This window comes from Pseudomonas nitroreducens TX1 (genome assembly GCF_000313755.1).
Lineage (GTDB): Bacteria > Pseudomonadota > Gammaproteobacteria > Pseudomonadales > Pseudomonadaceae > Pseudomonas > Pseudomonas nitroreducens_A.
In genome coordinates this window covers 45,255-70,203 of the sequence record NZ_AMZB01000127.1, presented here as the reverse complement: position 1 = coordinate 70,203, position 24,949 = coordinate 45,255, and the positions used below count along the sequence as shown (strand labels likewise).

20 protein-coding genes are annotated in these 24,949 nt (G+C 65.9%); 6 read left to right on the top strand and 14 right to left on the bottom strand.

The annotated features are described in order from the left end of the window. Positions 1 to 221: 221 nt before the first annotated feature. The 3 genes from C167_RS0123425 to C167_RS0123415 all read right to left on the bottom strand — a co-directional run bounded on the left by C167_RS0123425 (position 222) and on the right by C167_RS0123415 (position 3,312). Complete coding sequence (locus tag C167_RS0123425) at positions 222 to 1,274, bottom strand: hypothetical protein (protein ID WP_026079236.1); 1,053 nt, start codon at positions 1,272 to 1,274, stop codon at positions 222 to 224. 182 nt (positions 1,275 to 1,456) lie between these two features. Next, positions 1,457 to 2,365, bottom strand: coding sequence for an AraC family transcriptional regulator (locus C167_RS0123420; protein WP_017520740.1), 909 nt, complete (start codon positions 2,363 to 2,365; stop codon positions 1,457 to 1,459). A gap of 26 nt (positions 2,366 to 2,391) precedes the next feature. After that, complete coding sequence (locus C167_RS0123415; RefSeq protein ID WP_017520739.1) at positions 2,392 to 3,312, bottom strand: LysR substrate-binding domain-containing protein; 921 nt, start codon at positions 3,310 to 3,312, stop codon at positions 2,392 to 2,394. Positions 3,313 to 3,451: 139 nt separating this feature from the next. On the opposite strand from C167_RS0123415, the gene C167_RS0123410 reads away from it, so the two are divergent. Next, positions 3,452 to 4,837 (top strand): NorM family multidrug efflux MATE transporter, encoded by a 1,386-nt coding sequence (locus C167_RS0123410; RefSeq protein WP_017520738.1) that lies wholly within the window; start codon positions 3,452 to 3,454, stop codon positions 4,835 to 4,837. Here C167_RS0123410 and C167_RS0123405 read toward each other — a convergent pair. After that, positions 4,830 to 6,506 (bottom strand): putative bifunctional diguanylate cyclase/phosphodiesterase, encoded by a 1,677-nt coding sequence (locus C167_RS0123405; RefSeq protein WP_017520737.1) that lies wholly within the window; start codon positions 6,504 to 6,506, stop codon positions 4,830 to 4,832. The two genes, C167_RS0123410 and C167_RS0123405, sit on opposite strands and share 8 nt — an antisense overlap. 292 nt (positions 6,507 to 6,798) lie before the next feature. On the opposite strand from C167_RS0123405, the gene rep reads away from it, so the two are divergent. Together rep and C167_RS0123395 are read left to right on the top strand one after the other, a co-directional pair. Continuing rightward, positions 6,799 to 8,808, top strand: a complete 2,010-nt coding sequence (gene rep, locus C167_RS0123400; RefSeq protein WP_026079235.1) for a DNA helicase Rep — start codon at positions 6,799 to 6,801, stop codon at positions 8,806 to 8,808. Between the two features lie 242 nt (positions 8,809 to 9,050). Then, complete coding sequence (locus C167_RS0123395; protein WP_017520735.1) at positions 9,051 to 9,626, top strand: xanthine phosphoribosyltransferase; 576 nt, start codon at positions 9,051 to 9,053, stop codon at positions 9,624 to 9,626. A 464-nt stretch (positions 9,627 to 10,090) separates the two neighbouring features. Here C167_RS0123395 and C167_RS0123390 read toward each other — a convergent pair whose 3' ends face one another. From C167_RS0123390 to C167_RS0123350, 9 genes are all read right to left on the bottom strand, one after another. Continuing rightward, a complete protein-coding gene (locus C167_RS0123390) occupies positions 10,091 to 11,929 on the bottom strand; it encodes an acetyl-CoA hydrolase/transferase C-terminal domain-containing protein (protein ID WP_235154353.1) in 1,839 nt (612 codons plus the stop codon). A gap of 198 nt (positions 11,930 to 12,127) precedes the next feature. Continuing rightward, entirely contained in the window at positions 12,128 to 12,556 is a 429-nt protein-coding gene (locus C167_RS0123385; RefSeq protein WP_017520733.1) for a c-type cytochrome, read from the bottom strand. A gap of 172 nt (positions 12,557 to 12,728) precedes the next feature. Continuing rightward, positions 12,729 to 13,277: a cupin domain-containing protein gene (locus C167_RS0123380; protein WP_017520732.1), complete on the bottom strand. Its 549-nt coding sequence runs from the start codon at positions 13,275 to 13,277 to the stop codon at positions 12,729 to 12,731. Between the two features lie 303 nt (positions 13,278 to 13,580). Then, complete coding sequence (gene alr / locus C167_RS0123375) at positions 13,581 to 14,660, bottom strand: alanine racemase (protein ID WP_017520731.1); 1,080 nt, start codon at positions 14,658 to 14,660, stop codon at positions 13,581 to 13,583. Positions 14,661 to 14,742: 82 nt separating this feature from the next. Further along, positions 14,743 to 15,096 carry a RidA family protein gene (locus C167_RS0123370; RefSeq protein WP_017520730.1) on the bottom strand — a complete coding sequence of 118 codons (354 nt, stop codon included), beginning with the start codon at positions 15,094 to 15,096 and terminating at the stop codon, positions 14,743 to 14,745. Continuing rightward, the gene (dadA, locus tag C167_RS0123365; protein ID WP_017520729.1) at positions 15,071 to 16,366 is read right to left on the bottom strand and encodes a D-amino acid dehydrogenase; all 1,296 of its coding nucleotides are present in this window, start codon (positions 16,364 to 16,366) and stop codon (positions 15,071 to 15,073) included. The genes C167_RS0123370 and dadA overlap by 26 nt, the downstream gene beginning before the upstream one ends. A 361-nt stretch (positions 16,367 to 16,727) precedes the next feature. Further along, entirely contained in the window at positions 16,728 to 17,072 is a 345-nt protein-coding gene (locus C167_RS0123360) for a YdbL family protein (RefSeq protein ID WP_017520728.1), read from the bottom strand. Positions 17,073 to 17,086: 14 nt separating this feature from the next. Continuing rightward, a complete protein-coding gene (locus tag C167_RS0123355; protein WP_015479537.1) occupies positions 17,087 to 17,278 on the bottom strand; it encodes a YnbE family lipoprotein in 192 nt (63 codons plus the stop codon). Between the two features lie 17 nt (positions 17,279 to 17,295). Further along, positions 17,296 to 19,860 carry an intermembrane phospholipid transport protein YdbH family protein gene (locus tag C167_RS0123350; protein ID WP_017520727.1) on the bottom strand — a complete coding sequence of 855 codons (2,565 nt, stop codon included), beginning with the start codon at positions 19,858 to 19,860 and terminating at the stop codon, positions 17,296 to 17,298. A gap of 172 nt (positions 19,861 to 20,032) precedes the next feature. Between C167_RS0123350 and dadR the strand changes: the two genes are divergently transcribed. The 3 genes from dadR to C167_RS0123335 all read left to right on the top strand — a co-directional run bounded on the left by dadR (position 20,033) and on the right by C167_RS0123335 (position 23,611). After that, on the top strand, positions 20,033 to 20,521 hold the full coding sequence (gene dadR, locus C167_RS0123345; protein WP_015479539.1) for a transcriptional regulator DadR: 489 nt from the start codon (positions 20,033 to 20,035) through the stop codon (positions 20,519 to 20,521). Between the two features lie 147 nt (positions 20,522 to 20,668). Then, complete coding sequence (locus tag C167_RS0123340; protein WP_017520726.1) at positions 20,669 to 21,988, top strand: NAD(P)/FAD-dependent oxidoreductase; 1,320 nt, start codon at positions 20,669 to 20,671, stop codon at positions 21,986 to 21,988. Between the two features lie 69 nt (positions 21,989 to 22,057). Next, positions 22,058 to 23,611 (top strand): phospholipase D family protein, encoded by a 1,554-nt coding sequence (locus C167_RS0123335; protein WP_017520725.1) that lies wholly within the window; start codon positions 22,058 to 22,060, stop codon positions 23,609 to 23,611. Here C167_RS0123335 and C167_RS0123330 read toward each other — a convergent pair. Beyond that, positions 23,608 to 24,777, bottom strand: a complete 1,170-nt coding sequence (locus C167_RS0123330; RefSeq protein ID WP_017520724.1) for an MFS transporter — start codon at positions 24,775 to 24,777, stop codon at positions 23,608 to 23,610. The genes C167_RS0123335 and C167_RS0123330 overlap by 4 nt on opposite strands. Positions 24,778 to 24,949 lie beyond the last annotated feature (172 nt).

Here is a 24,949-nt window from a genome sequence, read left to right as displayed (position 1 = left end):
TCGCAGATGAGTCCGCTCCACGAGCCCGAAAGCCCTCTCCCTAACCCTCTCCCGCAAGCGGGAGAGGGGACCGTACGGCGCAGCATGAAACCCTGACGTCAGCCGGCACGGGCAGCTCCCTCTCCCTTCGGAGCGGGGCGCGCAGCCAGGGCTGGGGAAAGGGAAAATCGCAGGCACGACCTCACAAGAAGACAGTTGCTCCTAAGTAGAACGCTCTGTGCTTATTGAATCTCTTCGGGGGTGACGATCACCCAATTCTTGTCCGCGGTCACCGGCTGGCCGAGCTTGGCCTGGGCCTCGGCGTTCTTCTTGATCATGCCGTTGAGCTGGTCCATGTACTTGGCCTTGCGGTTGATCCACAGGTGCACGCCGTTCTCGGCGGTACCGTTGAACAGCATGTAGCCGTCGCTGCTGGGAGTGTCGCCGCCCACCAGGATGGGCTTTTTCCACTGGTCGATGTAGGTGAGGATCGCCGCCTGCTTGCCAGCCATCCAGGTTGCCGGAGTCCAGAGGTAGGGAGTGATTTCCAGGCCCTGGTTGGCCTTGGGATCGTACTTGCCTTCGGCGATCTGCTTGCGCGCGGTGGTCAGGGCGCCGCTCTGGCGGTCCTTGAGCAGCGTGGTGACGCCAATGACGTTCTCGGGCTTCACGTTGTAGCCGTACTTGGGATCGCTGGCGACCATGCGCACCAGTTCCTCATGGGCGGCGGTCATCACGTAGACCTCGATGCCGTTCTCCATCAGCTTGTTGTACAGCTCGGTCTGGCCGGTGAAGACCTTGGGTGGATTGATCTCGATGGTCTTGACCGTGTCGCCTTCGTAGTAGGTGCTGGGCACCGGCTTGCCGTAGGCCATCAGCTCGTCGACGTAGCCTTTGAGTTCCTTGAGGGTGAAGCCGGAGAACACCTGGGCAACCCACGGGTAGCAGACCAGGTCGTCGAGCTCGCAGAGGCGGTAGTAGTAACTGTTGAGGCTTTCCTTGTGGCCGTTGACGTCCTTGAAGGGGATGAGCTTGAGCGAGGGGTCGAGCTTCTCGCGGGTCAGCACGCCTTTCATCTCGAGGAAGGGCAGCAGCGATTCCTCGAGGTCGTAGCGATAGCTGGTGTTGTCCATGTCGAAGACCGCGAAGGCCCCTTTGTTGGCGTTGGCGGCAATCAGGGCGTCGAGCTGCTTGGCGGCCGGTGCGGGCCAATGCTTGAGTTCAGTCGCGGCGAAGGTGGTGCTGGCGAGCCCGGCCAGGATCAGGCCGGCGAGCAAGGTGCGCATGGGCTTCATGGAATTCCCCGAGTGGTCTTGTTGGCGTGGGGAAGGCCCGAGCGGGCCTTCACTGGACTAGTCCAGCAATGACCCTAGCAAAGCGCTGTTTCAGCTCTGCGACGGCAGCGACGTGAAGCGTCGCGAAGGCGGCAGGACATATCCATTCACGCCACGCAGCTTTGCTGGCGACGACAACTGGTCTAGCTCACCGCCCGGCGCAGGCGACCGGGGGCATCGCCATAGGCTTGCTTGAACTTCTTGGGGAAGGACGCCTGGGACTGGTAGCCGACCTGCGCGGCGATATCGGTGAGGCTCAGTTGCGAGCTGTTCAGCAGGCGGAGGGCCAGCTCCATGCGCACTTTCGTCAGCAGCGCCCAGGGCGACAGCCCCGCCACCTGGGTGAACAGGCGCATGAAAGTGGCGCGGGACATGCTGGCGCGTTCGGCCAGGGATTCGATAGTCCACGGATGGGCGGGATCGTCGAGCATCGCCTGCCAGGCGCGGCTCAGCCGCTTGTCGCTGAGCAGCGCCAGCGTGCCGCTGGCGGGGGCGTGTTCGAGCAGGTAGACGCGCAGGATCAGGGTAAACAGCGCCGAGGACAGCGCGTCCACCAGGAAACGCGCGCCGGCCTGGTTGCCGTCCGCTTCGGCGCGCAGCAGGGCGACCAGCGCGGCCACGGAATCCCCGAGACCATTATCCTGGCAGGACACTTTCAGGTAGGCCGGCAAAGCGCCCATCAACAGCGAGCCAGGCTGGTAATGGAAGCTGCCGCAGAGCATGTCGAGTTCGCCCTTCCCAGTACCGAGGCGATGCACTGGCAGCAGGCCTTCTTCGCGGACGTCCGGCTCCTGCGACGCCACGCGCACACCTTGGCTGCGCAGCAGGTGTGCGCCGCCAGCGGGCAGGACCAGCACCTCGCCGGCCTTCAGGTCCAGAACCTGCCCGTCCGGCATTTCCGCCCGACAGTTGCCGGACAGCACGATGTGGTACTGCGCGGTGCCGTCCGGCAACGGTTCGTGGTCCAGCGCCCAACTGCCCAGGAAGCGGCAACGCAGGTCGAGGCTACCGCGCAGGCTGGCGAGCTGGATGAGACGATCGAGGGAGTTCATGGTTCTCCATTATCCACGACGAGGGTTCATTCGAAGTACTCCACCGGCGGCATCTGCATCGCCTGCATCTCTGCCTGCAGAAAATCCCGCAACCGCCGCAACCGCGCCTGATACCGGCGCGCGCGGGGCCAGACCAGGTAGTAGCTTTCGCCGCTGGCCACCGCGCTGGGCCAGGGCAAGGCCAGGCGGCCCTGGTTGGCATCCTCGGCGACCATCACCAGGTCGCCGATGGAGACCCCGTAGCCACGGGTCGCCGCGACTATGCCCAGCTCCAGCGTGTCGAACACCTGCCCGCCCTTGAGCGAGACCTGTTCCCCCAGGCCCATGCGTTGCAGCCAGCGCCGCCAGTCACGGCGGTCGGGTGTGGGATGCAGCAGCTCGGCGCCTGCCAGCCGCTCGGCATCCCAGGGACCATCCGCCAGCAGCTCCGGCGCACCCACGGGAATCAGCCATTCGGGGAACAGCAGGGTGGCTTCCCAGTCCGGCGGGAAGTGACCGGAGCTGAGCAGCACCGCGCAATCGAAGGGCTCATGGACGAAGTCCACGCGGTCCACATCCATCCAGGCGCTGGTCAGTTGCACCTCGATATCGCTGTGCTGCATGCGGAACTTGCTCAGCCGCGCCAGGAGCCAGCGCATGGTCAGGGTCGAGGGCGCTTTCAGGCGCAGCACGCCCTCCTCGGCGCGCAGGCTGGCACAGGCGCGCTCCAGCGCATCGAAGCCATCGCGCAGGCCGGGCAGGAGCATCCGCGCCGTTTCGGTCAGCTCCAATTGGCGGCCCCGACGCTGGAACAGCCGGCAGGCAAAGTGTTCTTCCAGGGTCTTGATGTGCCGGCTCACCGCGCTCTGGGTGATTGCCAGCTCCTCGGCGGCGCGAGTGAAGGACGCATGCCGGGCAGCCGCCTCGAAGGCACGCAGGGCATAAAGAGGCGGCAGCTGGCGGTTCATGATGGACTCCGAGGGACTCGATGCATGAGTATGACTCATGGATGGCATCGCATTTTTCCTTTTGTGCCCGCCTCCATGGCGGCCGGAGAATGGGCAGCTCCCCATCCATGCGGCGACTGCCGCTAGCTGAGCCTGACTCATGAAACGCCCGTATCGCGACGAACTTGCCGCCATCCTTCGCCTCGCCGGCCCGCTGATCGCCGCGCAACTGGCCTACGTGGCCATGGTGTTCACCGACACCGTGATGATGGGCAAGCTCGGCCGCGAGGCACTGGCCGCCGGCGGGCTGGGCGCGTCGACCTATGCGCTGGTGTCGACCTTCTGCGTCGGCGTGGTGGCGGCCACCGGCAACCTGGTGGCGATCCGGCATGGGGCGAAGGACGCGCGCGGCGTGGTGGAAGCGACGCAAGCCGGCCTGTGGATCGGCGGCGCGCTGGCGCTGCTCGCGGGCCTGCTGCTGTGGAACCTCGGGCCGATCCTGACCACCTTCGGTCAGGCGCCGCAGACGGTCGCCGGCACCATGAGTTTTCTGCACAGCATCGTCTTCGCCCTGCCCGGCTACATGGCCTTCATGGTGCTGCGCGGCTTCACCAGCGCCATCGAGCGGCCCGGCCCGGTCATGGCCATCAGCCTGATCGGCGCGCTGGCCAACTTCGCGCTCAACTATGCCTTCATCGAGGGGCTGTTCGGCCTGCCACGCCTGGGGCTGGCGGGAATCGGCATGGTCACCGCGGTGGTAATGAATGCGCTGCCGGTGATCTTCGCGCTGTACCTGCGCTGGCACCGGGCGTATGCGCGGTATCCGCTGTTGGCCGGTCTGTCGAAGCCGGGCTTCAAGGTGATCGGCGAATCCCTGCGCCTGGGCATTTCCATCGGCGGCACCTATGCGGTGGAGTCGGGCATGTTCACCGTGGCGACCCTGTGCATGGGCGTGATCGGCAGCACGGCGCTGGCGGCGCACCAGATCGCCATCCAGTCGGTGTACGTGGCCTTCATGGTGCCCATGGGGATTTCCTACGCGGTGACCTTCCGCATAGGCCAGCACTACGGCGCCGGCCGGCTGGTCGAGGCGCGCCGCGCCGGGAGGCTGGGCATCGGCTTCGGCGCCAGTTGCATGTTCGCCTTCGCTGCCCTGTTCTGGCTCGCGCCGGAGCTGGTGATCGGCCTGTTCATCGACCACAACGACCCGGCCAACCGCGAAGTGGTGCAACTGGCCGTCAGCCTGTTGGCCATCGCCGCGTGGTTCGAGCTGTTCGACGGCACCCAGTGCATCGCCATGGGCGCGATCCGCGGCCTCAAGGATGCGCGCACCACCTTCCTCGTCGGGCTGGCCGGCTATTGGCTGGTGGGCGTGCCGATGGCGCTGCTGCTGACCTTCCCGCTGGGATGGGGGCCGAGTGGCGTGTGGTGGGGATTGGCATCGGGCCTGGCTTGCGCGGCCATCGGACTGACATTGGCCTTCGAAGCGAAAACCTCGCGCCTGTTGCGTCCGCGCCCCCCTGCTGGAGCGCTGGTCGCTAGCTGATCGAGTCCTGCAGGCGCAGCGCGCGGTTGACGCCGAACACCAGGAAGCGCGCCAGCTCCGCGAGCGGCAACGGGCGGCTGATCCAGTAGCCCTGCACCTGGTCGCAACCGAACTGGCGCAGCTCGTCCTGCTGGGCAATGGTTTCGACGCCCTCGGCGACCACTTCCAGGCTCAGGTTGTGCGCCAGGTTGATCATGGCCTTCACCAGCTGCAGGTTTTCCGGGCGCTCGTGCATGCTGCCGACGAAGCTCTTGTCGATCTTCAGCAGGGTAATGGGCAGGCTGCTCAGGTGCACGAAGGACGAAAAACCGGTGCCGAAATCGTCCAGCGAGAAGCGCACGCCCAGGCGCCCGAGGGCCTGCATGGTCTGCTGGACCTGGTCGCTGCGGCGCATCACGGCGGTTTCGGTGAGTTCGAATTCCAGCCACTGGGCGTCGACGCCGCGCTCGCGGATCAGACGCTCAAGGGTCGGCAGCAGCTGGCTGTCCTGGAACTGGCGGAACGACAGGTTCACCGCCATGTGCAAGGGCGGCAGGCCGCGCCCGCGCAGCCACTGCATGTCGCGCAGGGCGCGGGAGATGACCCAGTAGCCCAGCGGCACGATCAGCCCGCTTTCCTCGGCCAGCGGCACGAAGTCGCCCGGCGTCAGCAGGCCGCGCTCGGGATGACGCCAGCGCACCAGGGCTTCGAGGCCGACGATCTGCCCGCTGTGCAGGTCCAGGCGCGGCTGGTAGTGCAGCTCCAGCTCGTCGCGGCGCAACGCCCGGCGCAGTTCGCTTTCCAGGTCGGCGAGGCTGCGAGCCCCGCGGTTGATGCGTTCGTCGAAGACGTGGAAGGTGCAGCCCTGGCGCGACTTGGCCTGCTGCATGGCGATGTGCGCGTGCCACAGCAGGGGGTCGGCGGCTTCGCCGGCGCGGGCCTGGGCCATGCCCAGGCTGCAGCCCAGCAGCAGGCTTTCGCCTTCGACCCAGTAAGGTTCGCCCAGGGACTCGACGATCAGTTCGGCGATCTTCTCCACCCGCGCCGGGTCGCGGCGGGTGTCCAGCAGCAGGGCGAACTCGTCGCTGCCCAGGCGGGCAATGTCGTCGCCGTTGTCCAGGTGTGCCTTCAGACGCGCCACCACCTGCAGGATCAAGCGGTCGCCGGCCTGGTGGCCGAGGGCGTCGTTGACATGGCGGAAGTTGTCCAGGTCCAGATGGCCCAGCGCCAGGCCGCGCCCTTCACTCTCGCTCAAACGGGCGGCGAGCAGGGTCTGGAAGCCCTGGCGGTTGGCGATGCCGGTCAGCGGGTCCTGTTCGGCCAGGCCCTGCAGGGTGTTCTGCAGCGAAGTGCGTTCACGCACGTAGCGCAGGGTGCGGCGCAGGACTTCGACGCTGAGGGATTCGGCCACCAGGTAGTCGGCGACGCCGACCGGCTCCTGCGCGGGCTCGCGCTCCAGCAGCAGGACCAGCGGCAGGTGGCATTGATGGGAGGACGGCAATTTGCCGGGCGTGGCGAGCACCAGGCCGACCTGATCTTCGTCGAACAGGCTGCTGGCGGCCTGCCAGGACGGGGCCGTGATCAGCGAATAGCCCTGTCCCAACGCGGCCAGATGTCCGCGCAGTAGCTGGGCCCACTGCGGCGCTTCCGCCAGCAGGAGCAGGCGCGTTGGTTCGACCGACGCTGCCAAGCGACCCCCATGTATCTCGAGAAAGGGGAGAAACTTCAGGCACCATCCTGCGCCCGCTTCTCCCGGTTTTGAAGCGACGCCATCCGGACATCCCACGGATGTAGACGAGACTTCAGAGAAACTCTTAAGAGTTTTCTTCAAGTATTGCTGTCACAAGCCTAATACATGTACAGATTTATCCAAAACCCATAAGCACGATCCTGTCACAGATCGCCGCTATTCCGAGCGGCACCCCGACGCCCGGCACGGCCTGCTAGAATACGCGCCCGCTCCACTACAGACCCCCGCCCTTATGTCCCGACTCAATCCCCGGCAGCAAGAGGCCGTGAACTACGTCGGCGGCCCGCTCCTGGTGCTGGCCGGCGCCGGCTCCGGCAAGACCAGCGTGATCACCCGCAAGATCGCCTACCTGGTGCAGCAGTGCGGCATCCGCGCCCAGTACATCGTCGCCGTGACCTTCACCAACAAGGCCGCCCGCGAGATGAAGGAGCGCGTCAGCACCCTGCTGCGCCCCGGCGAGGGCAAGGGCCTGACCGTCTCGACCTTCCACAACCTGGGCCTGAACATCATCCGCAAGGAACACGCGGCCCTGGGCTACAAGCCCGGCTTCTCGATCTTCGACGAGAGCGATGTGAAGGCGCTGATGACCGACATCATGCAGAAGGAATATTCCGGCGATGACGGTCTGGACGAGATCAAGGGCCTGATCGGCGGCTGGAAGAACGACCTGATCCTTCCGGAGGAGGCGCTGGAAAAGGCGCGCAATCCCAAGGAACAGACAGCCGCAATGGTCTACCTGCATTACCAGCGCACGCTCAAGGCGTACAACGCGGTGGATTTCGACGACCTCATCCTGCAGCCGGTGAAGCTGTTCCAGGAGCACCCGGAGATCCTCGACAAGTGGCGCAACCGCGTGCGCTACATGCTGGTGGACGAATACCAGGACACCAACGCCAGCCAGTACCTGCTGGTGAAGATGCTGGTACAGCAGCGCGCACACTTCACCGTGGTGGGCGACGACGACCAGTCGATCTACGCCTGGCGCGGCGCACGCCCGGAAAACCTGATGCAGCTCAAGGAGGACTTCCCCTCGCTGAAGGTGGTGATGCTGGAGCAGAACTACCGCTCCACCAGCCGCATCCTCAAATGCGCCAACATCCTCATCGCCAACAACCCCCACGTGTTCGAGAAGCAACTGTGGAGCGAGATGGGCGAAGGCGATCCGATCCGCGTGATCCGTTGCCGGAACGAAGAGGCCGAGGCCGAGCGGGTGGCGATGGAAATCCTGACCATCCACCTGAAGACCCAGCGGCCCTACAGCGAATTCGCCATCCTCTACCGAGGCAACTATCAGGCGAAGCTGATCGAGCTGAAACTTCAGCACCACCAGATTCCCTATCACCTGTCAGGCGGCACCAGCTTCTTCGGACGCCAGGAAGTGAAGGACCTAATGTCCTACTTCCGCCTGCTGGTGAACCCGGACGATGACAACGCCTTCCTCCGCGTGATCAACGTGCCGCGCCGGGAAATCGGCTCCACTACCCTGGAGAAGCTCGGCAACTACGCCACCGAGCGTGGCTGTTCGATGTTCAATGCTTCCGGCGAGCTGGGCCTGTCAGAGCACCTGGATGCCCGCTACATCGAGCGCCTGCAGCGCTTCAAGCGCTTCATCGACAAGGTCCGCGAGCAGTGCGCCGGCAGCGACCCGATCGGCGCGCTGCGCAGCATGGTGATGGACATCGACTACGAGAACTGGCTGCGGCAGAACGCGTCCAGCGACAAGATCGCCGACTTCCGCATGGGCAACGTCTGGTTCCTCATCGATGCGCTGAAGAACACCCTGGAGCGCGACGAAGAAGGCGACATGACCATCGAGCAGGCCATCGCCAAGCTGGTCCTGCGCGACATGCTCGAGCGCCAGCAGGAAGAGGAAGAAGGCGCCGACGGCGTGCAGATGATGACCCTGCACGCTTCCAAGGGCCTGGAATTCCCCTACGTGTTCATTCTCGGTGTGGAGGAAGAGATCCTCCCGCACCGCTCCAGCATCGAGGCCGACACCATCGAGGAGGAGCGGCGCCTGGCCTATGTGGGCATCACCCGGGCGAAGAAGAACCTGGCCATGACCTTCGCCGCCAAGCGCAAGCAGTACGGCGAGATCATCGACTGCTCGCCCAGCCGCTTCCTCGACGAGCTGCCGCCCGAGGACCTGGTCTGGGAAGGCCTGGAAGACGCCCCGCAGGAGGTCAAGGTGGCCAAGGGCAACTCGGCGCTGGCGGATATTCGGGCGTTGCTCAAGCGCTGATCCAATCACCTGTAGGAACGAGCTTGCTCGCGCACAGGATTTTCCGGCGGCTCCGATGCGGACCGCGTTCGCGAGCAAGCTCGCTCCTACAGAAAAGAACTGCACCAGGATCATACGCGGCCGCCCCTCGAAAAACTGTCCACCTGATCAGCAATTGCATTGGTCGGAACGTCGCGCAGATGGCCACCGGCGTTGTAGAATTACGCGCTTCATCAGCGACAGCCGCTTTCGGAAGCACCCCCGTGAACACTCTCAAAGACAAAATTCGCAGCGAAGGCATCGTTCTTTCCGAACAGGTCCTCAAGGTAGACGCCTTCCTCAACCACCAGATCGACCCGGCGCTGATGAAGTTGATCGGCCACGAATTCGCCGAACGCTTCAAGAACCAGGGCATCACCAAGATCGTCACCATCGAGGCGTCGGGCATCGCCCCGGCGGTCATGGCCGGCCTCGAGCTGGGCATCCCGGTGATCTTCGCCCGCAAGTTCCAGTCGCTGACGCTGAAGAACGACCTGCTGATCTCCAAGGTCTTCTCCTTCACCAAGCAGACCGAAAGCACCATCGCTATCTCCGCCAAGCACCTCACCGCCGCTGACCACGTGCTGGTGGTGGACGACTTCCTCGCCAACGGCCATGCCGCCAAGGCGCTGATCGACCTGATCCAGCAGGCAGGCGCCAGCGTCGCCGGCTTGGGCATCGTCATCGAGAAGTCCTTCCAGGAAGGCCGCGCCCTGCTGGAGAGCGAAGGCTACCGCGTGGAATCCCTGGCTCGCGTGAAGTCACTGGCGGGTGGTCAGGTCGAGTTCCTCGAGGACTGATCCTGCGCTCCACGAAAAAGGCGGGCCCCTGACGGGGTCCGCCTTTTTCATGCCTGGAAATCGGGTAGGAGCAACTGTCTTTCTCTGAAAGTCGTGCGGAGAACTTCCCTCTCCCTAACCCTGGCTGCGCGCCTTGCTCACAAGGGAGAGGGGACCAGTCGGTACAAGAGGAATCCATGGCGTCAGCCGGCACGGACGGCTCCCTCTCCCTTCAGGGAGAGGGCGGGGGAGAGGGCACGCCCCGGTACGATATTTCAGATATAAGCGGATCATGCCCGCGAGCACACGTATAGCGCGTTCCTGCGGTGGCCGCCTGCCGGCGGATCGCGGGCATGGCCCGCTCCTACAGTGATACTCCAGCGCTCACAGCGTCAACCGGCACGGACAGCTCCCTCTCCCTCCGGGAGAGGGCTGGGGTGAGGGGGAACGTCGGCAGCAACTTGTCAGAAAGAAGACAGTTGCTCCTACAGGCTCGGTCGGCTGGCTTTCAGGCCGGCCAGTACCAGCCGCTGGTACAACTCTTCGCGCAGCCCCTCCGGCTTCGCCAGCCCCATGCGCTCCAGGTGTTGCGGGAACGCCTCCGGCTCCGGGGCGTCCAGGGTCGCCTTGCCCAGTTCGAGGATTTCGCTCAGCCGCAGCTTGCTCTTCAACCAGCCCAGCGCCCGCAACAGGTCGCGCTCGTGCTCGGTGAAGTCGCAGCCCAGCGGAAATTCCGGCAGCAGCGTGCGCAGCCCCTGGGTCGCCTCGCGCAGGCGCTGCGGGGTGTTGTGGCGGTAACGCGCGTCCAGTTCGAACTCCTTCGGCAGCTTGCCGGCGTCCTGGGCCTGGGCGATCAGTTCGTCCTGGAAGCGCGAGTCGGCGATGGCGAGCATCGCGGCGATGACCTCGGCGTCGTTCTTGCCGCGCAGGTCGGCGACACCGTATTCGGTCACCACCATGTCGCGCAGGTGCCGGGGGATGGTGGTGTGACCGTAGCTCCAGACGATGTTGGAGCTCAGCTCGCCCTCGGTCTCGCGCCAGCTGCGCAACATCAGGATCGAGCGGCCGCCTTCCAGCTCGTGGGCCTGGGCAACGAAGTTGTACTGCCCGCCCACGCCGCTGAGCACCCGGCCATCTTCCAACTGGTCGGCCACGCCCGCGCCCAGCAGAGTGACGGTGAAGGCGCTGTTGATGAAGCGTGCGTCGCGGCGCTGTTCGCGCTTGAGCTCTTCGTCGCGGTAGAGGTTGTTGACGAAGCCGATGCCCGTCATGCCGATGCCGGCCAGTTCCTCGCGCGACATCTCACGCAGGCGCCGGTAGAAGGCCTGTGGGCCGAGGAAAAAGCCCCCATGCAGCCAGACGCCCGGTTCGGTGGGCGACGCGCCGGGCCGCGCCGCGACCCGCCGCCTCAAGACCCCCGCCTCGGCCAGCGCCAGCAGGCCAGGCACGAACATTTCGCTGCAGCCGTAGAGGCCCTGCTCGAAGGCCGCGAGCCCCCCGTCGCGCTCGATCAGCTGGGCGTGGCGATCCGTGGAATCAAGGCTGTCGAGCAGTGCGCGGTAGCCGTCGTTGTCGCACTGGCGGGTGAGCAGAGCACAGGTCAGGGCGTCGCCCATGGAGCCGATGCCAACCTGCAGGGTCCCGCCGTCCCGCACCAGGGCGCTGGCATGCAGACCGATGCAATGGTCCTGGAGGCCCACCGGCAGGTTTGGCGTGGAGAACAGCGTGCTGCTGTCGCCCGGCGCGTCCACCAGCAGGTCGAAGACGTGCTCGTCCACCTCGGCATCGCCAGGCATGTAGGGCAAGCGGTCGTGGACGACGCCGATGGTGACGATGGTCTCCCCCGCGGCGCGGCGGCGCTGCAGCATCGGCAGCAGGTCAAGGGTGATGTCCGGGTTGCAGGCCAGGCTGAGCTTGCCCGGCCGGGCCGGGTCACGGGCCACCAGTTGGGCGACGGCATTGACGCCCTTGGCATTGATATCGCGCGCCACGTGGCTGTAGTTGCAGCTGATGTAGTTCTGCTGCGCCGGGTCGCTGTCGAGCAGGCTGCCGGGTTGCAGGTAGAACTCCTCGACGCGGATGTTCTCCGGCAGGCTGCCGCTGCGCAGGTCGTGCAGGTAGTCCAGCTCGGGATAGTCGCCGTAGATGCGCTCGACGAAAGGCTCGAGGAAGCGTCGCTGCAGTTCGCCGCTGGCCTGCGGACGCCCCAGCGACAGTGCGGTGTAGAGGGTCAGCTGCCGGCGCGGGTTCTCGCGGATGTGCCGGTACAAGGCATTGGCCAGCTGGTTGGGCTTGCCCAGCCCGAGCGGCAGGCCGAGGCGGATGTGCCCATCCAGGCGCTCAAGCAGGTGTTCGACGGCGGTTTCGATCGAGCAGGATTGCACCGGGCTTCCCTCCTGGGTCAGTTCGACGACAGGAGTTTGGACCGGCTTTACGCAAAAGTTGCTCCCGCGACTCACCCGGTGACAAATCGCAGGCATGAAAAAGCCGCCCTTGGGCGGCTTATTCGCACAGTTCGGCTGTTACAGGCCGGACATGTGATGAATCGCAGCTTTCAGCTCGTCATCGGAGCAATCAGCGCAGGTGCCCTTGGGCGGCATGGCGTTGATACCCGAGATGGCCTTGGCCAGCAGGCCGTCGATACCGCCCTGCTCTTTCGCACGCTTGCCCCAGTCAGCCTTGTCGCCGACTTTCGGCGCGCCCAGCAGGCCGCTGCCGTGGCAGTTGGTGCAGACCTTGCCGACAATCTCTTCGCCCGAACGCGGGGCACCGCCACCGCCAGCGGAAGCAACGGCGCCAACGCCTTCGCATTCCTTGCCCTGGACGCAGACTTTGCCGACAGGTTCGAGACGCTTGGCAATGGCGTCATCGTTGGTCGCGGCCTGAACGCTCACTGCCCACAGGGCCAGTACGGCAGCTTGGGCTGCCAGGATTTTTCTAATCAGGTTCACCCTTTCACCCTCATCGTGGCTTATCACGCCCGGTCGCGGTGCAGTCACAGTCTCGGGCCGCGCGAGCGGGCGCAAGTATAACGGCAAAGCCGGGAAGCTCGAAACAATTGCGCCACCTGGCCGGCGTTTGCGGCATTAGGTCGCAGCTGATCTGGCCGGTCCTACCGGCTGTTCAAAAATTTGCCGGTGTGGTCGCGCTGATCAGCCGCGCCGGGGCTTCGAACGGATTGCGGAAGCGGTGCGGCTTGGTGCTGTCGAAATAATAGCTGTCGCCACACTCGAGGACGTAGGTCTCGTCGCCGACGGTCAGCTCCAGGCGACCTTCGACCAGCACGCCGGTTTCTTCCCCTTCGTGGGCGTACATGTCGTCACCGGTATCGGAGCCCGGCGGGTAGGTCTCGTCGAGCAGGGTGATGGCACGGCTGGGGTAATCCTTGCCGATCAGCTTCATGATGATCGAGCCGCTGGACAGGTCGCTGAGTTCGTCTGCCTTGTAGACCACCGGAGTGTTGCTGCTCTGTTCCAGGTCCAGGGAGAAGAACTCCACGAGGGACATCGGAATACCACCCAGCACTTTCTTCAGCGAGCTGATGGAGGGGCTGACGCTGTTTTTCTCGATCATCGAGATTGTGCTGTTGGTCACACCCGCCCGCTTGGCGAGTTCGCGCTGGGACAAACCTTTGACTTTACGGATGGCTTGCAGACGAGCACCGACGTCCAAGGGTGGGGTCCTCCTTATTTTTGTATCAGGCAGGCTCAAGAACCTGTCTTTGATCTGCTGCGCGTCGGCATCACTGCGTTGAAAGCGCCTTCGGGATGCTCATTTACTGACGTAAATTCCGCTCTCTCAGCCACTTTCGCCTTGTTCTGCTCTAGCTCGCGAGATCAAAAACAGGCTCTGAAAGGCAGAACCCGCAACGGCTTGAGCCGAGCGGGTTCCAAGTGCCACGTATCATGGCAACACCGTTCAGTATTTACAACAGATCGCCCGTCGATCCTGCGCAAACTTTACGGGCGGTATCCGTCATTCGCCGTTATAGACCCGCGGGACGCGCTTGAGGTTGCAGAACAGCTGGTAGGGGATGCTGCCGCAGCGGGCGGCGAGGTCGCTGGCCGGCACGTTCGGGCCCCAGAGCTCGACGCGGCTGCCCAGGCCGGCAGCCGGCAGGTCGGTCAGGTCCACCGTGAGCATGTCCATGGAAACGCGACCGATGATGCGGCTGGGCTTGCCGTCGATGAACACCGGCGTGCCATCCGGTGCGTGGCGCGGATAGCCGTCGGCGTAACCCATGGCGACCACGCCGACGCGCACCGGGCGGTCGGCGACGAAGCGCGCGCCGTAACCCACTGGCTCGCCGGCCGGCAGTTCGCGGAGGCTGATGACCTGGGACTCCAGGGTCATCACCGGGCGCAGTTGGTCGGCCAGCGGGTGCGCCTGTTCGAAGGGGGTGGCGCCGTAGAGCATGATGCCGGGGCGTACCCAGTCGCTGGGCACGTCGGACCAGCCGAGGATGCCGGGAGAGTTGCGCAGGCTGATCTCATGGCCCTGGCCTGCGGCTTCGCGCACGGCCTGGAAGGCGGCGACCTGCTCCCCGGTGCGCGCGCAGTCCAGCTCGTCAGCACGGGAGAAGTGGCTCATCAGCACGACCTTGGCCACGTGGGGCAGCGCCTTCAGGCGCGCCAGCGCGGCGGCGTAGTCCTGCGGGAAGAAGCCGACGCGGTGCATGCCCGAGTCCATCTTCAGCCAGACGGTCAGCGGCTTGCTCGGACGCGCGCGCTCGATGGCTTCCAGCTGCCAGGCCGAGTGCACCACGCACCAGAAGTCATGGGCGACGATCAGTTCCAGTTCGCTGGCCTCGAAGAAGCCTTCGAGCAGCAGGATCGGTGCGCGGATACCGGCTTCGCGCAGTTCCAGTGCTTCCTCGATACAGGCCACGGCGAAACCGTCGGCCTCACCTTCCAGTGCGCGGGCGCAGACCACCGCGCCATGGCCGTAGGCGTCGGCCTTGACCACCGCCAGCGCTCGGGCGCCGGAGACTTCACGGGCCAGGCGGTAGTTGTGGCGCAGGGCGGCGAGGTCGATCAGGGCACGGGCGGGACGCATGGCGAAGCTCTCTTATGGTCTGTGTGGAACAAAAAATACGGACGAAAAAAACCCGGCGCTCCGGCCGGGCCACGCAAAACGATCAGGGCAGTGCGGCGACGACGGAGACCTCGACGAGGATCTCCGGGTAGCACAGCGCCGCCTGGACGGTGGCGCGTGCCGGGGCGCAACCCTGCGGGACCCACTGGTCCCAGACGCCGTTCATGCCGGCGAAGTCGGCGGCGACGTCCTTGAGGTAGATGGTTGCCGAGAGGATTCGCGACTTGTCGGTGCCAGCCTCGTCGAGCAGGCGCTCGACGCTGGCGAGGACTTCACGGGTCTGTTGCTCGACGTTGGCGGTGAGGTCGTCCGCCACCTGGCCGGCGAGGTACACCGTGCCGTTGTGGACGACGACCTGGCTCATGCGCTGATTAGTGTGCAGGCGCTGGATGGCCATTCTGAGCCTCCGAGGTGGAACCGTAGCGGGAGATGTCCAGGCCTTCGGTGCTGATCTGCGGACGCTTCTTGGCCATCAGGTCGGCCAGGTAGCGGCCCGAGCCGCACGCCATGGTCCAGCCCAGGGTGCCGTGGCCGGTGTTGAGGAACAGGTTGCGGAAGCGGGTGCCACCGACGATCGGGGTGCCGTCCGGGGTGGCCGGGCGCAGGCCGGTCCAGAACTCCGCCTGGCTGACGTCGCCGCCGTCCGGGTAGAGGTCGGTGGTGATCATTTCCAGGGTGGCGCGGCGACGCGGGTTCAGCGACAGGTCGAAGCCGGCGATTTCCGCCATGCCGCCAACGCGGATGCGCTGGTCGAACCGGGTGATCGCAACCTTGTAGGTCTCGTCGAGGATGGTCGAGGTCGGCGCCATGTCCGGGTTGGTGATCGGCACGGTCAGCGAGTAGCCCTTGAGCGGGTAGACGGGGGCGTCGATGCCCAGCGGCTTGAGCATCTGCGGCGAGTAGCTGCCCAGCGCCAGTACGTAGCGGTCAGCGGTGACCAGCTGGCCATCGACCCAGACGCCGTTGATGCGGTCGCCTGCGAAGTCCAGGCGCTGGATGTCTTGGCCGAAGCGGAATTCCACGCCCAGGGCCTTGGCCATTTCGGCCAGCTTGGTGGTGAACATCTGGCAGTCGCCGGTCTGGTCGTTGGGCAGGCGCAGGGCGCCGACCAGCTTGTCGGCGACCTTGGCCAGGGCCGGCTCGACACGGGCGATGCCGGCGCGGTCCAGCACTTCATAGGGAACGCCGGTGCTTTCCAGGACGGCAATGTCCTTGGCGGCGGAGTCCAGCTGGGCCTGGGTGCGGAACAGCTGGGTGGTGCCCAGGGAGCGGCCTTCGTAGGTGATGCCGGTCTCGGCGCGCAGTTCGTCGAGGCAGTCGCGGCTGTACTCGGACAGGCGCACCATGCGCTCCTTGTTCACCGCATAGCTCTTGGCGTTGCAGTTGCGCAGCATCTGCCACATCCAGCTGTATTGGCTGGGATCGCCGGTCAGCTTGATGGCCAGGGGGGCGTGGGTCTGCATCAGCCATTTCATGGCCTTGAGCGGGATGCCCGGGGCGGCCCAGGGCGAGGCGTAGCCAGGCGAGACCTGGCCGGCGTTGGCGAAGCTGGTTTCCAGGGCCGGGCCGGGCTGGCGGTCGACGACGACCACTTCGAAGCCGGCACGGGCGAGATAGTAAGCACTGGCGGTACCGATCACACCGCTGCCGAGCACCAGAACACGCATCTTTGCCTCCTACGTCGCGCCAGGGGCGCGGACGTTTCTTATTCTGAACGTAGATGCGCGCAGTATAGGAAGTCAGGCTCAGCGATATTCACTGATTGCGATGTGTGTTTTGACGAAAAATCCTGGCGAAAGTCGCTTTCACGGAGGGACATCCACCAGGATCAGCGCATTTTCACCCGAGACCGGTTGGTCGAGGATCTGGCGAAAATTTCACCAGAACCAGAGGAAATAGCGAACAGAACGGGATTACCCAGAACTTCTCGCGCCGGAGCATTTTCCGACGGGAATTACCTGCTTCCGCCGCAGCACCCCGGACTCGCCGCGGGCAGCGGCGGCGAGCAGGGAAATCCGCTTGGCGTGCTTACTTGCGCACCCACTGGCCGTTGACCTGCACGTACTGCCCGGACGGCGTCCGCTCGATGGCCTTCTTGCCGGCCAGGGATTCCACGTCCTTGAGGGTGGCGCCACTCTGGCTGGCGACCTTCTGGTATTCCGCGCGGCGCGCGGCATTGATCTGCGCGGCAACTTCGGCGGCGTCACCGCCGTTCTTCACGACGCCCAGGTAGCCGTCGGCCTGCTCGCCCACCAGGCCCTGGGACTTGGCGCCACCCAGGGCGGACATGGCCTGCTCCAGGCTCATCGCCATGACCGGCAGGCTCAGGCTGAGGGCAAGCAATGCGACGCCCAGTTTGCGGTGCAATTTCATGAAAAGGCTCCTTCTCAGAACAGGCCGCTGTTCTCGTTAATGATGCCGTCGAGCGCCTTGTCGACCTTGATGTAGATCTCGTGCTCGATCTTCACGTTGAGGTTGATGTTGATCGGCTCCTTGGGCGCGGCGAGTTGCACGGTGGGCGTGCAGCCCTGGGCGAGGCCCGCCAGGAGCAGGAAAGGAAGTAAGGCGCGGAGGCGCATCGGGGTTCTCCTTGCGGTCATGGCGCGGCGGCCGGGTCGTTGCGCAGGCGGTCCTGCACGCGCTTGCGGATGGTGTCGCTGACCCGGTCGCTCAGTTGCAGGCTGGTGAGCAGCTTGGGCACGTTCTCCTCCAGGTTGACGTTGAGGTTGATCGGCCGCCCCTGCTCCAGCGCGGGATTGCGCCCGCTCAGGCTCAGGGCGAGGAGCAGCGTGCCGGAATCATCATAATCCACGCGGCTGCTCAGCTTGTCGTAGCGGAAGTCGTCGATGGCGGTGGCTACCAGTTGCATGGCCGGATTGCTCTTGCCCAGTGACTGGATCTTCTCCGAGCGGAACTGCAGCACGCCCGGCTCCCGCGCGGCGACCTCGCCGCCGTGGATCACCAGCTTGCCCTGGTTCAACGCCAGCGGCAGGTTGCCATCGAGGATGCCGGTGCCGTACAGCCCTTCAGCCGGGTAGGCCGCGAGAATCGCCTCCAGCGCCAGCCCTTCCAGCCGCAGGGTCAGACCCTGGCCACGCGTGGAAAGATCCACAGCACCCGCCGGCAGCCAGGCGCGGCCGTTGAACAGGCCCAGCTCGGCCTGTCGCCAGTCGACCCGCCCGGCCAACGGCGCCGCCAGCGATGCCGTGTAGCTGCCCTGCACAGTCAACGGCCCCAGGGTCACGCCGGGGTTGAGCGAGGCGACCTTCACCTGCGGCAGTTGCACCTGAATCTGCGCGCCCTTCAGGGCGACGTTCGCCTGCAGGTCGAGGCCATGGACCTCACTGCGGTCATAGACGCCCTCCAGTCCGCTGCCACGCAGGTTCAGCTCGAGGCTCTGCGGCGCCGCGCCCGGCGGCAGGCGCCAGTTCAGGTCGAAGCTGGCCTTGCCGTTGTTCAGGCTGAGCAGGCCGGGCCAGTCGCCGAGGGACTTTTCCAGCGGGTTGCCGGTGCGCAGGAAGAATTCGGGATGGCGCGCACTCAGGACAGTGCCCTGCTTTGCCGAGTGGCTGAGACCGACCTCGGCATTCAGGCCGCCGCTGTTCAGCAGGCGCCCCTGGAACTGCTGGGCGTCGAGACTGGCCACGAGCGTACCCACGGCATTCCAGGACAGCGGCTTGACGTGGGGCTGGCGCAACTCGCCCACGGCCAGTTTCAACGGGGCATCCAGTTGCAGGGTGGCCGGCGTGTCAGTGCCCCACCCGAGATTCAGCGTGCCTTTGCCCAGCGAGGCGGCCAGTCTGCTGGCCTTGAGCGATGGCGGACCGGCCAGCGTGCCGACTTGAACGTGGGCGCCATCGGCCACGTTGAAACTCGCCGACTGCTGATCGATCCGACCGTCGAAGCCCAGGTCGACGCGACTGTTGTCGCCGCGCAGGCCGGCCAGCTCCAGGTGCGGGACCTTCCCCTCCAGCCGCGAATCGCTCAGTTGCAGTGCCAGCGGGGTCGCCTCCAGCAGCGCCACGCGAGAACGCAGGCGCAGGTCGGCGGCGCCCTCGGCGCGAAGGTCGGCGCGCACGCTGCCGGCCTCGTCGTCCACGCCGGGCTCCAGGCGCAGGGTCAGGCGCGCCGGGCGCAGGCCGACCGGCAGCGCCTGCAGCCAGTCGCCGTAGAGATCGGACAGGCGCAAATCCCCGCTCACCACCGTCGGACGCCAGCCGTTGGCGGCCGCGCTGGCGATCAGCCGCAAGTCGCCCTGCAGATTGCCCGCGCCCGGCAGGGGCCAGGGCTGCGGCAGTTGCAGGGCGAGATCGATGCTCCCCTGGCCGTCGCGCAGGCCCGGCCAGTCCGGCCAGGCGGCGTTGCCGGCCAGGTGGGTGTCCCAGCTCAGGCGAAGGCGCCCGGCCTCGGGGATCGGCAACGGCAGGTTCGGCGTCGGCAGCCATGCGCCGAGCCAGTTGCGCACCGCCTGCACCGGCGGCACCGCGGGGCTGTAGAGACCGCCGCTGAGCTGGCGGCTGGCGGGCGTCCAGCTGGAGTCGAGGGACAGCAGTTGTTCGTTGTCCAGGTAGCTGTCCAGTTGCAGGCGCCACTGGCCGTCGCCCGGTTGCAGCAGGCCGTTGAATGCCAATTGCTGCCCGCCCTGGCGCAGCTCACCGCCCAGCGCGGCGGCGCCGCCCTGGATCTGCTGCCAGTGGGCGCTGCCGTTGAGGCTGCAGCGTTGTTCGCGGGCGCAGGGCAATTCGACGACGACATGCTCCAGCGCCAGCCGGCCGGGCAGCAGCGCCAGCCAGCGGTTGAGCTGGGCGATATCCGGTAGCGCGGCGTCATCCTCCGGCGCGCCCTGCCCCGGCCACTGGCGCACGTCGATCATGCCGGCCGCCAGCTCTTTCAGGCGCCAGCGTCCGTCTTCATGCTCGGGCCAGCCGACGCGCAGGTCCTGCAGCTGTATCGCCAGACGCGCGCCGTCCGGCGTCTGCCGTTGCAGGGCCAGGCGTTGCAGCGTCAGGCCCTGGCCGGAAATGCCCAGGCCCTGCCAGTGCTCGATGCTCACCCCGGCATGCGCCAGCAGGCGCGGAACCGCCAGCCACACCGCGCCGACCGCCAGTGCCAGGAGCAGCAACAGCAGCAGGAGAAGGGTGCGCAGGCGGGGAAGCGACATGCGAAAGCCTCTGCGAAGAACGACCGGCATCGGCCGAAAACGGCGTTACGTTGGCCTACAGGCTGGCCGTCCGGCGCGGGAAGTTCAAGGGTTGCCAGTGATATTCCCTGCACAACCGACTATATTGCCGACATTCCCCCAAAGCTCTTTGCTCGACTTCAGAGTCCCTCCCATGAGAACCCAGCATCAAAGCCGCCGCGAACTGGACAAGATCGACCGCAACATCCTGCGCATCCTGCAGGAGGAAGGTCGCATCTCCTTCACCGAACTGGGCGAGCGCGTGGGCCTCTCCACCACGCCGTGCACCGAGCGCGTGCGCCGGCTGGAGCGCGAGGGAATCATCATGGGCTACAACGCCCGGCTGAACCCGCAGTACCTCAAGGCCAGCCTGCTGGTGTTCGTCGAGATCAGCCTGGACTACAAGTCCGGCGATACCTTCGAGGATTTCCGTCGCTCGGTGCTCAAGCTGCCCCACGTGCTGGAGTGTCACCTGGTGTCGGGCCACTTCGATTACCTGGTGAAGGCGCGCATCTCCGAGATGGCCTCCTACCGCAAGCTGCTGGGCGACATCCTGCTCAAGCTGCCCCACGTGCGCGAATCCAAGAGCTACATCGTGATGGAAGAGGTGAAGGAAAGCCTCACGCTGCCCATACCTGACTGAAAAGCGGGCTGATTCCGCGCCGTTCGCGGATCTCAACAGATCTGTTTACGACTTCCGGCGTTTTTTCCCGTGTGGCTATTGGCTGCACGGGAAGTCGGCGTTTATCCTGCGTAAAATTTTAGCAACACAAAAATCAGGATATCGCACATGAACGCCCGCGTTCGCCAGCCGGTGCACACCGACCGCCACGCCCCGTCCTACTACGCCGCGAGCGTCAACCGCCGCCTCGAAGTACCGCCCCTGGCCGGCGAGGAAAAGGCCGACGTGTGCGTCATCGGCGGCGGCTTCTCCGGGCTGAACACGGCCATCGAACTGGCCGAGCGCGGGCTCTCGGTGATCCTGCTGGAAGCCCACGAGATCGGCTGGGGCGCCAGCGGGCGCAACGGCGGTCAACTGATCCGCGGTGTCGGCCATGGCCTGGAGCAGTTCGAGCCGGTGGTGGGCGCCGACGGCATGCGCGCCATGAAGCTGATGGGACTGGAAGCGGTGGAGATCGTCCGCCGCCGCGTCGCTCAATATTCCATCGACTGCGACCTGACCTGGGGCTACTGCGACCTCGCCAACAAGCCGTCGGACGTCGAAGGCTTCCAGGAAGACTTCGACGAGCTGAAAGGCCTCGGCTACCGCCACGAGCTCCGCATGGTTCCGAAAGAGGACATGCGCTCCATCGTCGGCTCCGACCAGTACGTCGGCGGCATGGTGGACATGGGCTCCGGCCACCTGCACCCGCTCAATCTCGCCCTCGGCGAAGCCGCCGCGGCGCAGAGCCTGGGCGTCAGGCTATTCGAGAACTCAGCCGTCATCGGCATCGATTACGGCAGTGAAGTGCGCGTGCGCACCGCCCGGGGCAGCGTGCGCACCAGGACCCTGGTGATCGCCTGCAACGCCTACCAGAACCGGCTGAATTCCTATCTCGATGGCAAGGTACTGCCCGCCGGGAGCTACGTGATCGCCACCGAACCGCTGTCAGCCGAACAGGCCCACGCCCTGTTGCCGCAGAACATGGCGGTGTGCGACCAGCGCGTGGCGTTGGACTACTACCGGCTCTCCGCCGACAACCGCCTGCTGTTCGGCGGTGCCTGCCACTATTCCGGGCGCGACCCGGCGGACATCGCCGCGTACATGCGGCCGAAGATGCTCAAGGTGTTCCCGCACTTGGCGAACGTGCGCATCGACTACCAGTGGGGCGGCATGATCGGCATCGGCGCCAATCGCCTGCCGCAGATCGGCCGCCTGCCCGACCAGCCCAACGTGTACTTCGCCCAGGCCTACGCCGGCCATGGGGTGAACGCCACGCACCTGGCCGGCAAGCTGCTCGCCGAAGCCATTACCGGCCAGCAGGGCAGTGGCTTCGAACTGTTCGCCAAGGTGCCGCACATCACCTTCCCCGGCGGCAAGTTGCTGCGCTCGCCGCTGCTGGCCCTGGGCATGGCCTGGTATCGCTTCAAGGAAACCCTCGGCAGCTGACCGCCGGGGCGAACCAGCGGCTAGAATCTTCCGCAGCCCGTCACCGGCGGGCTTGTCGGAGACTTCTTTTTGCTTCCACGCCTGTTCCTGCTGATCCTGCTCATCCTGGGTGGCTGCGCCAGCGCGCCGCCGCCAGAGCCTTCACACGTGCTGCCAGTGCAGGGCACCCGGCTGGACAACCAGATCAGCAAACAGGCGGCCGCCCATCCCGGGCAGTCCGGCTTCCACCTGCTGGCCTCCAGCGTCGACGCCTTCCTCGCCCGCGCCGAGCTGATCCGCAAGGCCCAGCGCAGCCTGGACATTCAGTACTACATCGTCCACGACGGCCTCACCACCCGCGCCCTGATCCGCGAGTTGCTGCACGCAGCGGACCGCGGCGTGCGCGTGCGCATCCTGATCGACGACACCAGCAGCGACGGCTGGGACTACGAGCTGGGCAACCTCGCCGCCCACCCGAACATCCAGGTGCGCCTGTTCAACCCCCTGCACCTAGGCCGCAGCACCGGCGTCACGCGCAACCTGGGGCGGCTGTTCAACCTCTCCGAGCAGCACCGGCGCATGCACAACAAACTGCTGCTGGCGGACAACAGCGTGGCCATCGTCGGCGGCCGCAACCTGGGTGACGAGTACTTCGACGCCAAGGCCGAGATGAATTTCAGCGACCTCGACCTGATGGGCGTCGGCCCCGTGGCGCAATCGCTGGGGCAGAGCTTCGACCAGTACTGGAACAGCCGCATCAGCCGGCCCATCGAGGACTACCTGTGGAGCGACCCGGACCTCGACGAACTCGACCACATGCGCCGCAAACTGGACCGCTACCTGGCCAAGGAGCGGGTGAAAAGCTCCAGCTACATTGCCCGGTTGAACCGCAACAGCGACCGCCCGCACCTGCAGAACTGGCTGGACAATCTGGTCTGGGCGCCAGGCAAGGCAGTGTGGGACACCCCACTGAAGGTTCTGGACAAGGGCGAGCGGGGTTCCGAACAACTGCTGAGCACCCAGTTGCAACCGCTGTTCGACGGCGTTTCGAAGGAATTGATCCTGGTCTCGGCCTATTTCGTGCCGACCAGCGCCGGCGTCGAGTACCTGACCCAGCGCGCCGACAGCGGCGTCAGCGTGCGCCTGCTGACCAACTCGCTGGAGGCGACCGACGTGCCTGCTGTGCACGCCGGCTATGCGCCCTATCGGCTGGAACTGCTGGACCACGGGGTGAAGCTCTACGAGCTGCGCGCCGATCCGGACCAGCGCCTGTCCGGGGCGCCATGGAGGGTGCGCGGTTCGAGCAGCGCCAGCCTGCACAGCAAGGCGGCGGTGTTCGACCAGCAGCAGGTGTTCGTCGGCTCGCTGAACTTCGACCCGCGCTCGGTGCTGTGGAACACCGAGGTCGGCATCATCGTCGACAGCCCGGAACTGGCCGAGCAGGTGCGCCGCCTGGCGCTGGCCAGTATGTCGCCGAGCGTCAGCTACCAGGTGAAGATCGCACCGAACAGCGACCCGCCGAAACTGGTCTGGATCGAGGAGCGCGGCGGCAAGCGGGTGACGCTGGAGCGGGAGCCGGGCAACGCCTGGCGCCGGCTCAACGCGTGGATCGCCGGCGCCATCGGGCTGGAGAAAATGCTTTAGGAGCTCTCCTGCTGCTGCGCGGCGTCGATCGAGTTCGTTACCGGCGGCAGCCCGCGCAGGCTCACCAGGATCACGAAGCCCGCCGCCCCCAGCGCCATCACCAGCGGCAGCGCATGGCCGCTGATCCACTGGCTGGCCGCGCCGGTCGCCAGCGGCCCGATCAGGCAACCGATGCCCCAGAGCTGGGCGATGTGCGCGTTGGCACGGACCAGCGCGTCATCGCGATAACGCTCGCCGATAAGGATCAGCGACAGGGTGAACAGCCCGCCCGCACTCGCGCCAAACAGCACCAGCACCGGCCAGATGGCGATGTGCTGCAGCAACAGCGGCATGGCCAGGCTGCTCGCGCACAGGACCATGCCGCAGCCCTTGAACAGCATCTGCCGCGAGACGCGGTCGGCCAGCCAGCCGATGGGCAATTGCAGCAGCGCATCGCCGACCACCACAGTGCTCACCATCGCCAGCGCCACCGCCTGGGTGAAGCCCTGCTGGATGCCGTAGACCGGCAGCAAGGTGAGGATCATCGCCTCGAAGCCGGCGAACAGCACCACCGCCCAGGCAATGGCTGGGAGTTGACCGCAGAAGGTGAAAAGCCCGCGCCCGTTGGCGCTGTTCGGGTCGACCTTGGGGGCGCCGGTACGGCCGAGCAGCAGCAGGGAGCCGCCCACCAGCAGGCAGACGCTGAACCAGAAGCCACGGTTGTCGGCGGTGCCGATGAAGGTCAGCAGCACCGGGCCGGATAGCTGGCTCAGTGCGTAGCCGGTGCCATACAGGGCGACCAGCCGACCGCGCCATTTCTCGACGGCCAACTGGTTGATCCAGCTTTCACCGAGGATGAACACGACGGTCAGTTGCACGCCGATCAGCAGACGCAGGAACAGCCAGACCGGGTAGCTCTGCAGCAGCGCCAGCAGGCCGACCGAAAAGGCCCCGGAGAGCAGGCACAGGCGCATCAGCAGCGGCGTGCCGACCCGCGAGGCGAGGCGCCCGGCAATCATTGCACCCAACAGCACACCCACGGCCGGCGTGGAGGCCATGACACCGATGGCGAAGTTGCCGTAACCCCAGCCTTCCAGGCGTAGTGAAACCAGCGGCATGGTCAGGCCCAGGGCCAGACCGATGCTGATGACGGCAGCACACACAGCGAAATACGGTCCCCAACGCATTGTCTTTCTCCCGTTCCATCCGGAGCGCACGCCAGGCGCGAGGGGTGCCCGATGCGCAATGCACAGCGGCCGGGCTTCCCTGAGGGAAACCCGGCCGCGGGTGTGGCTCTTTATCAGAGCCGGCCCCTGGATCGGGGCCGACCAAGACCGGCCTGAATTGCTAAGTTCGCTA

Bases quoted from the DNA above. Each gene is read 5' to 3' on its own strand.
- alr (WP_017520731.1), bottom strand. From the start codon at position 14,660: ATGCGTCCCGCCCGTGCCCTGATCGACCTCGCCGCCCTGCGCCACAAC.
- C167_RS0123340 (WP_017520726.1), top strand. From the start codon at position 20,669: ATGAACGCCCGCGTTCGCCAGCCGGTGCACACCGACCGCCACGCCCCG.
- C167_RS0123355 (WP_015479537.1), bottom strand. From the start codon at position 17,278: ATGCGCCTCCGCGCCTTACTTCCTTTCCTGCTCCTGGCGGGCCTCGCC.
- C167_RS0123370 (WP_017520730.1), bottom strand. From the start codon at position 15,096: ATGGCCATCCAGCGCCTGCACACTAATCAGCGCATGAGCCAGGTCGTC.
- C167_RS0123425 (WP_026079236.1), bottom strand. From the start codon at position 1,274: ATGAAGCCCATGCGCACCTTGCTCGCCGGCCTGATCCTGGCCGGGCTC.
- C167_RS0123415 (WP_017520739.1), bottom strand. From the start codon at position 3,312: ATGAACCGCCAGCTGCCGCCTCTTTATGCCCTGCGTGCCTTCGAGGCG.
- C167_RS0123360 (WP_017520728.1), bottom strand. From the start codon at position 17,072: ATGAAATTGCACCGCAAACTGGGCGTCGCATTGCTTGCCCTCAGCCTG.
- C167_RS0123420 (WP_017520740.1), bottom strand. From the start codon at position 2,365: ATGAACTCCCTCGATCGTCTCATCCAGCTCGCCAGCCTGCGCGGTAGC.
- C167_RS0123330 (WP_017520724.1), bottom strand. From the start codon at position 24,777: ATGCGTTGGGGACCGTATTTCGCTGTGTGTGCTGCCGTCATCAGCATC.
- dadR (WP_015479539.1), top strand. From the start codon at position 20,033: ATGAGAACCCAGCATCAAAGCCGCCGCGAACTGGACAAGATCGACCGC.
- C167_RS0123410 (WP_017520738.1), top strand. From the start codon at position 3,452: ATGAAACGCCCGTATCGCGACGAACTTGCCGCCATCCTTCGCCTCGCC.
- rep (WP_026079235.1), top strand. From the start codon at position 6,799: ATGTCCCGACTCAATCCCCGGCAGCAAGAGGCCGTGAACTACGTCGGC.
- C167_RS0123350 (WP_017520727.1), bottom strand. From the start codon at position 19,860: ATGTCGCTTCCCCGCCTGCGCACCCTTCTCCTGCTGCTGTTGCTGCTC.
- dadA (WP_017520729.1), bottom strand. From the start codon at position 16,366: ATGCGTGTTCTGGTGCTCGGCAGCGGTGTGATCGGTACCGCCAGTGCT.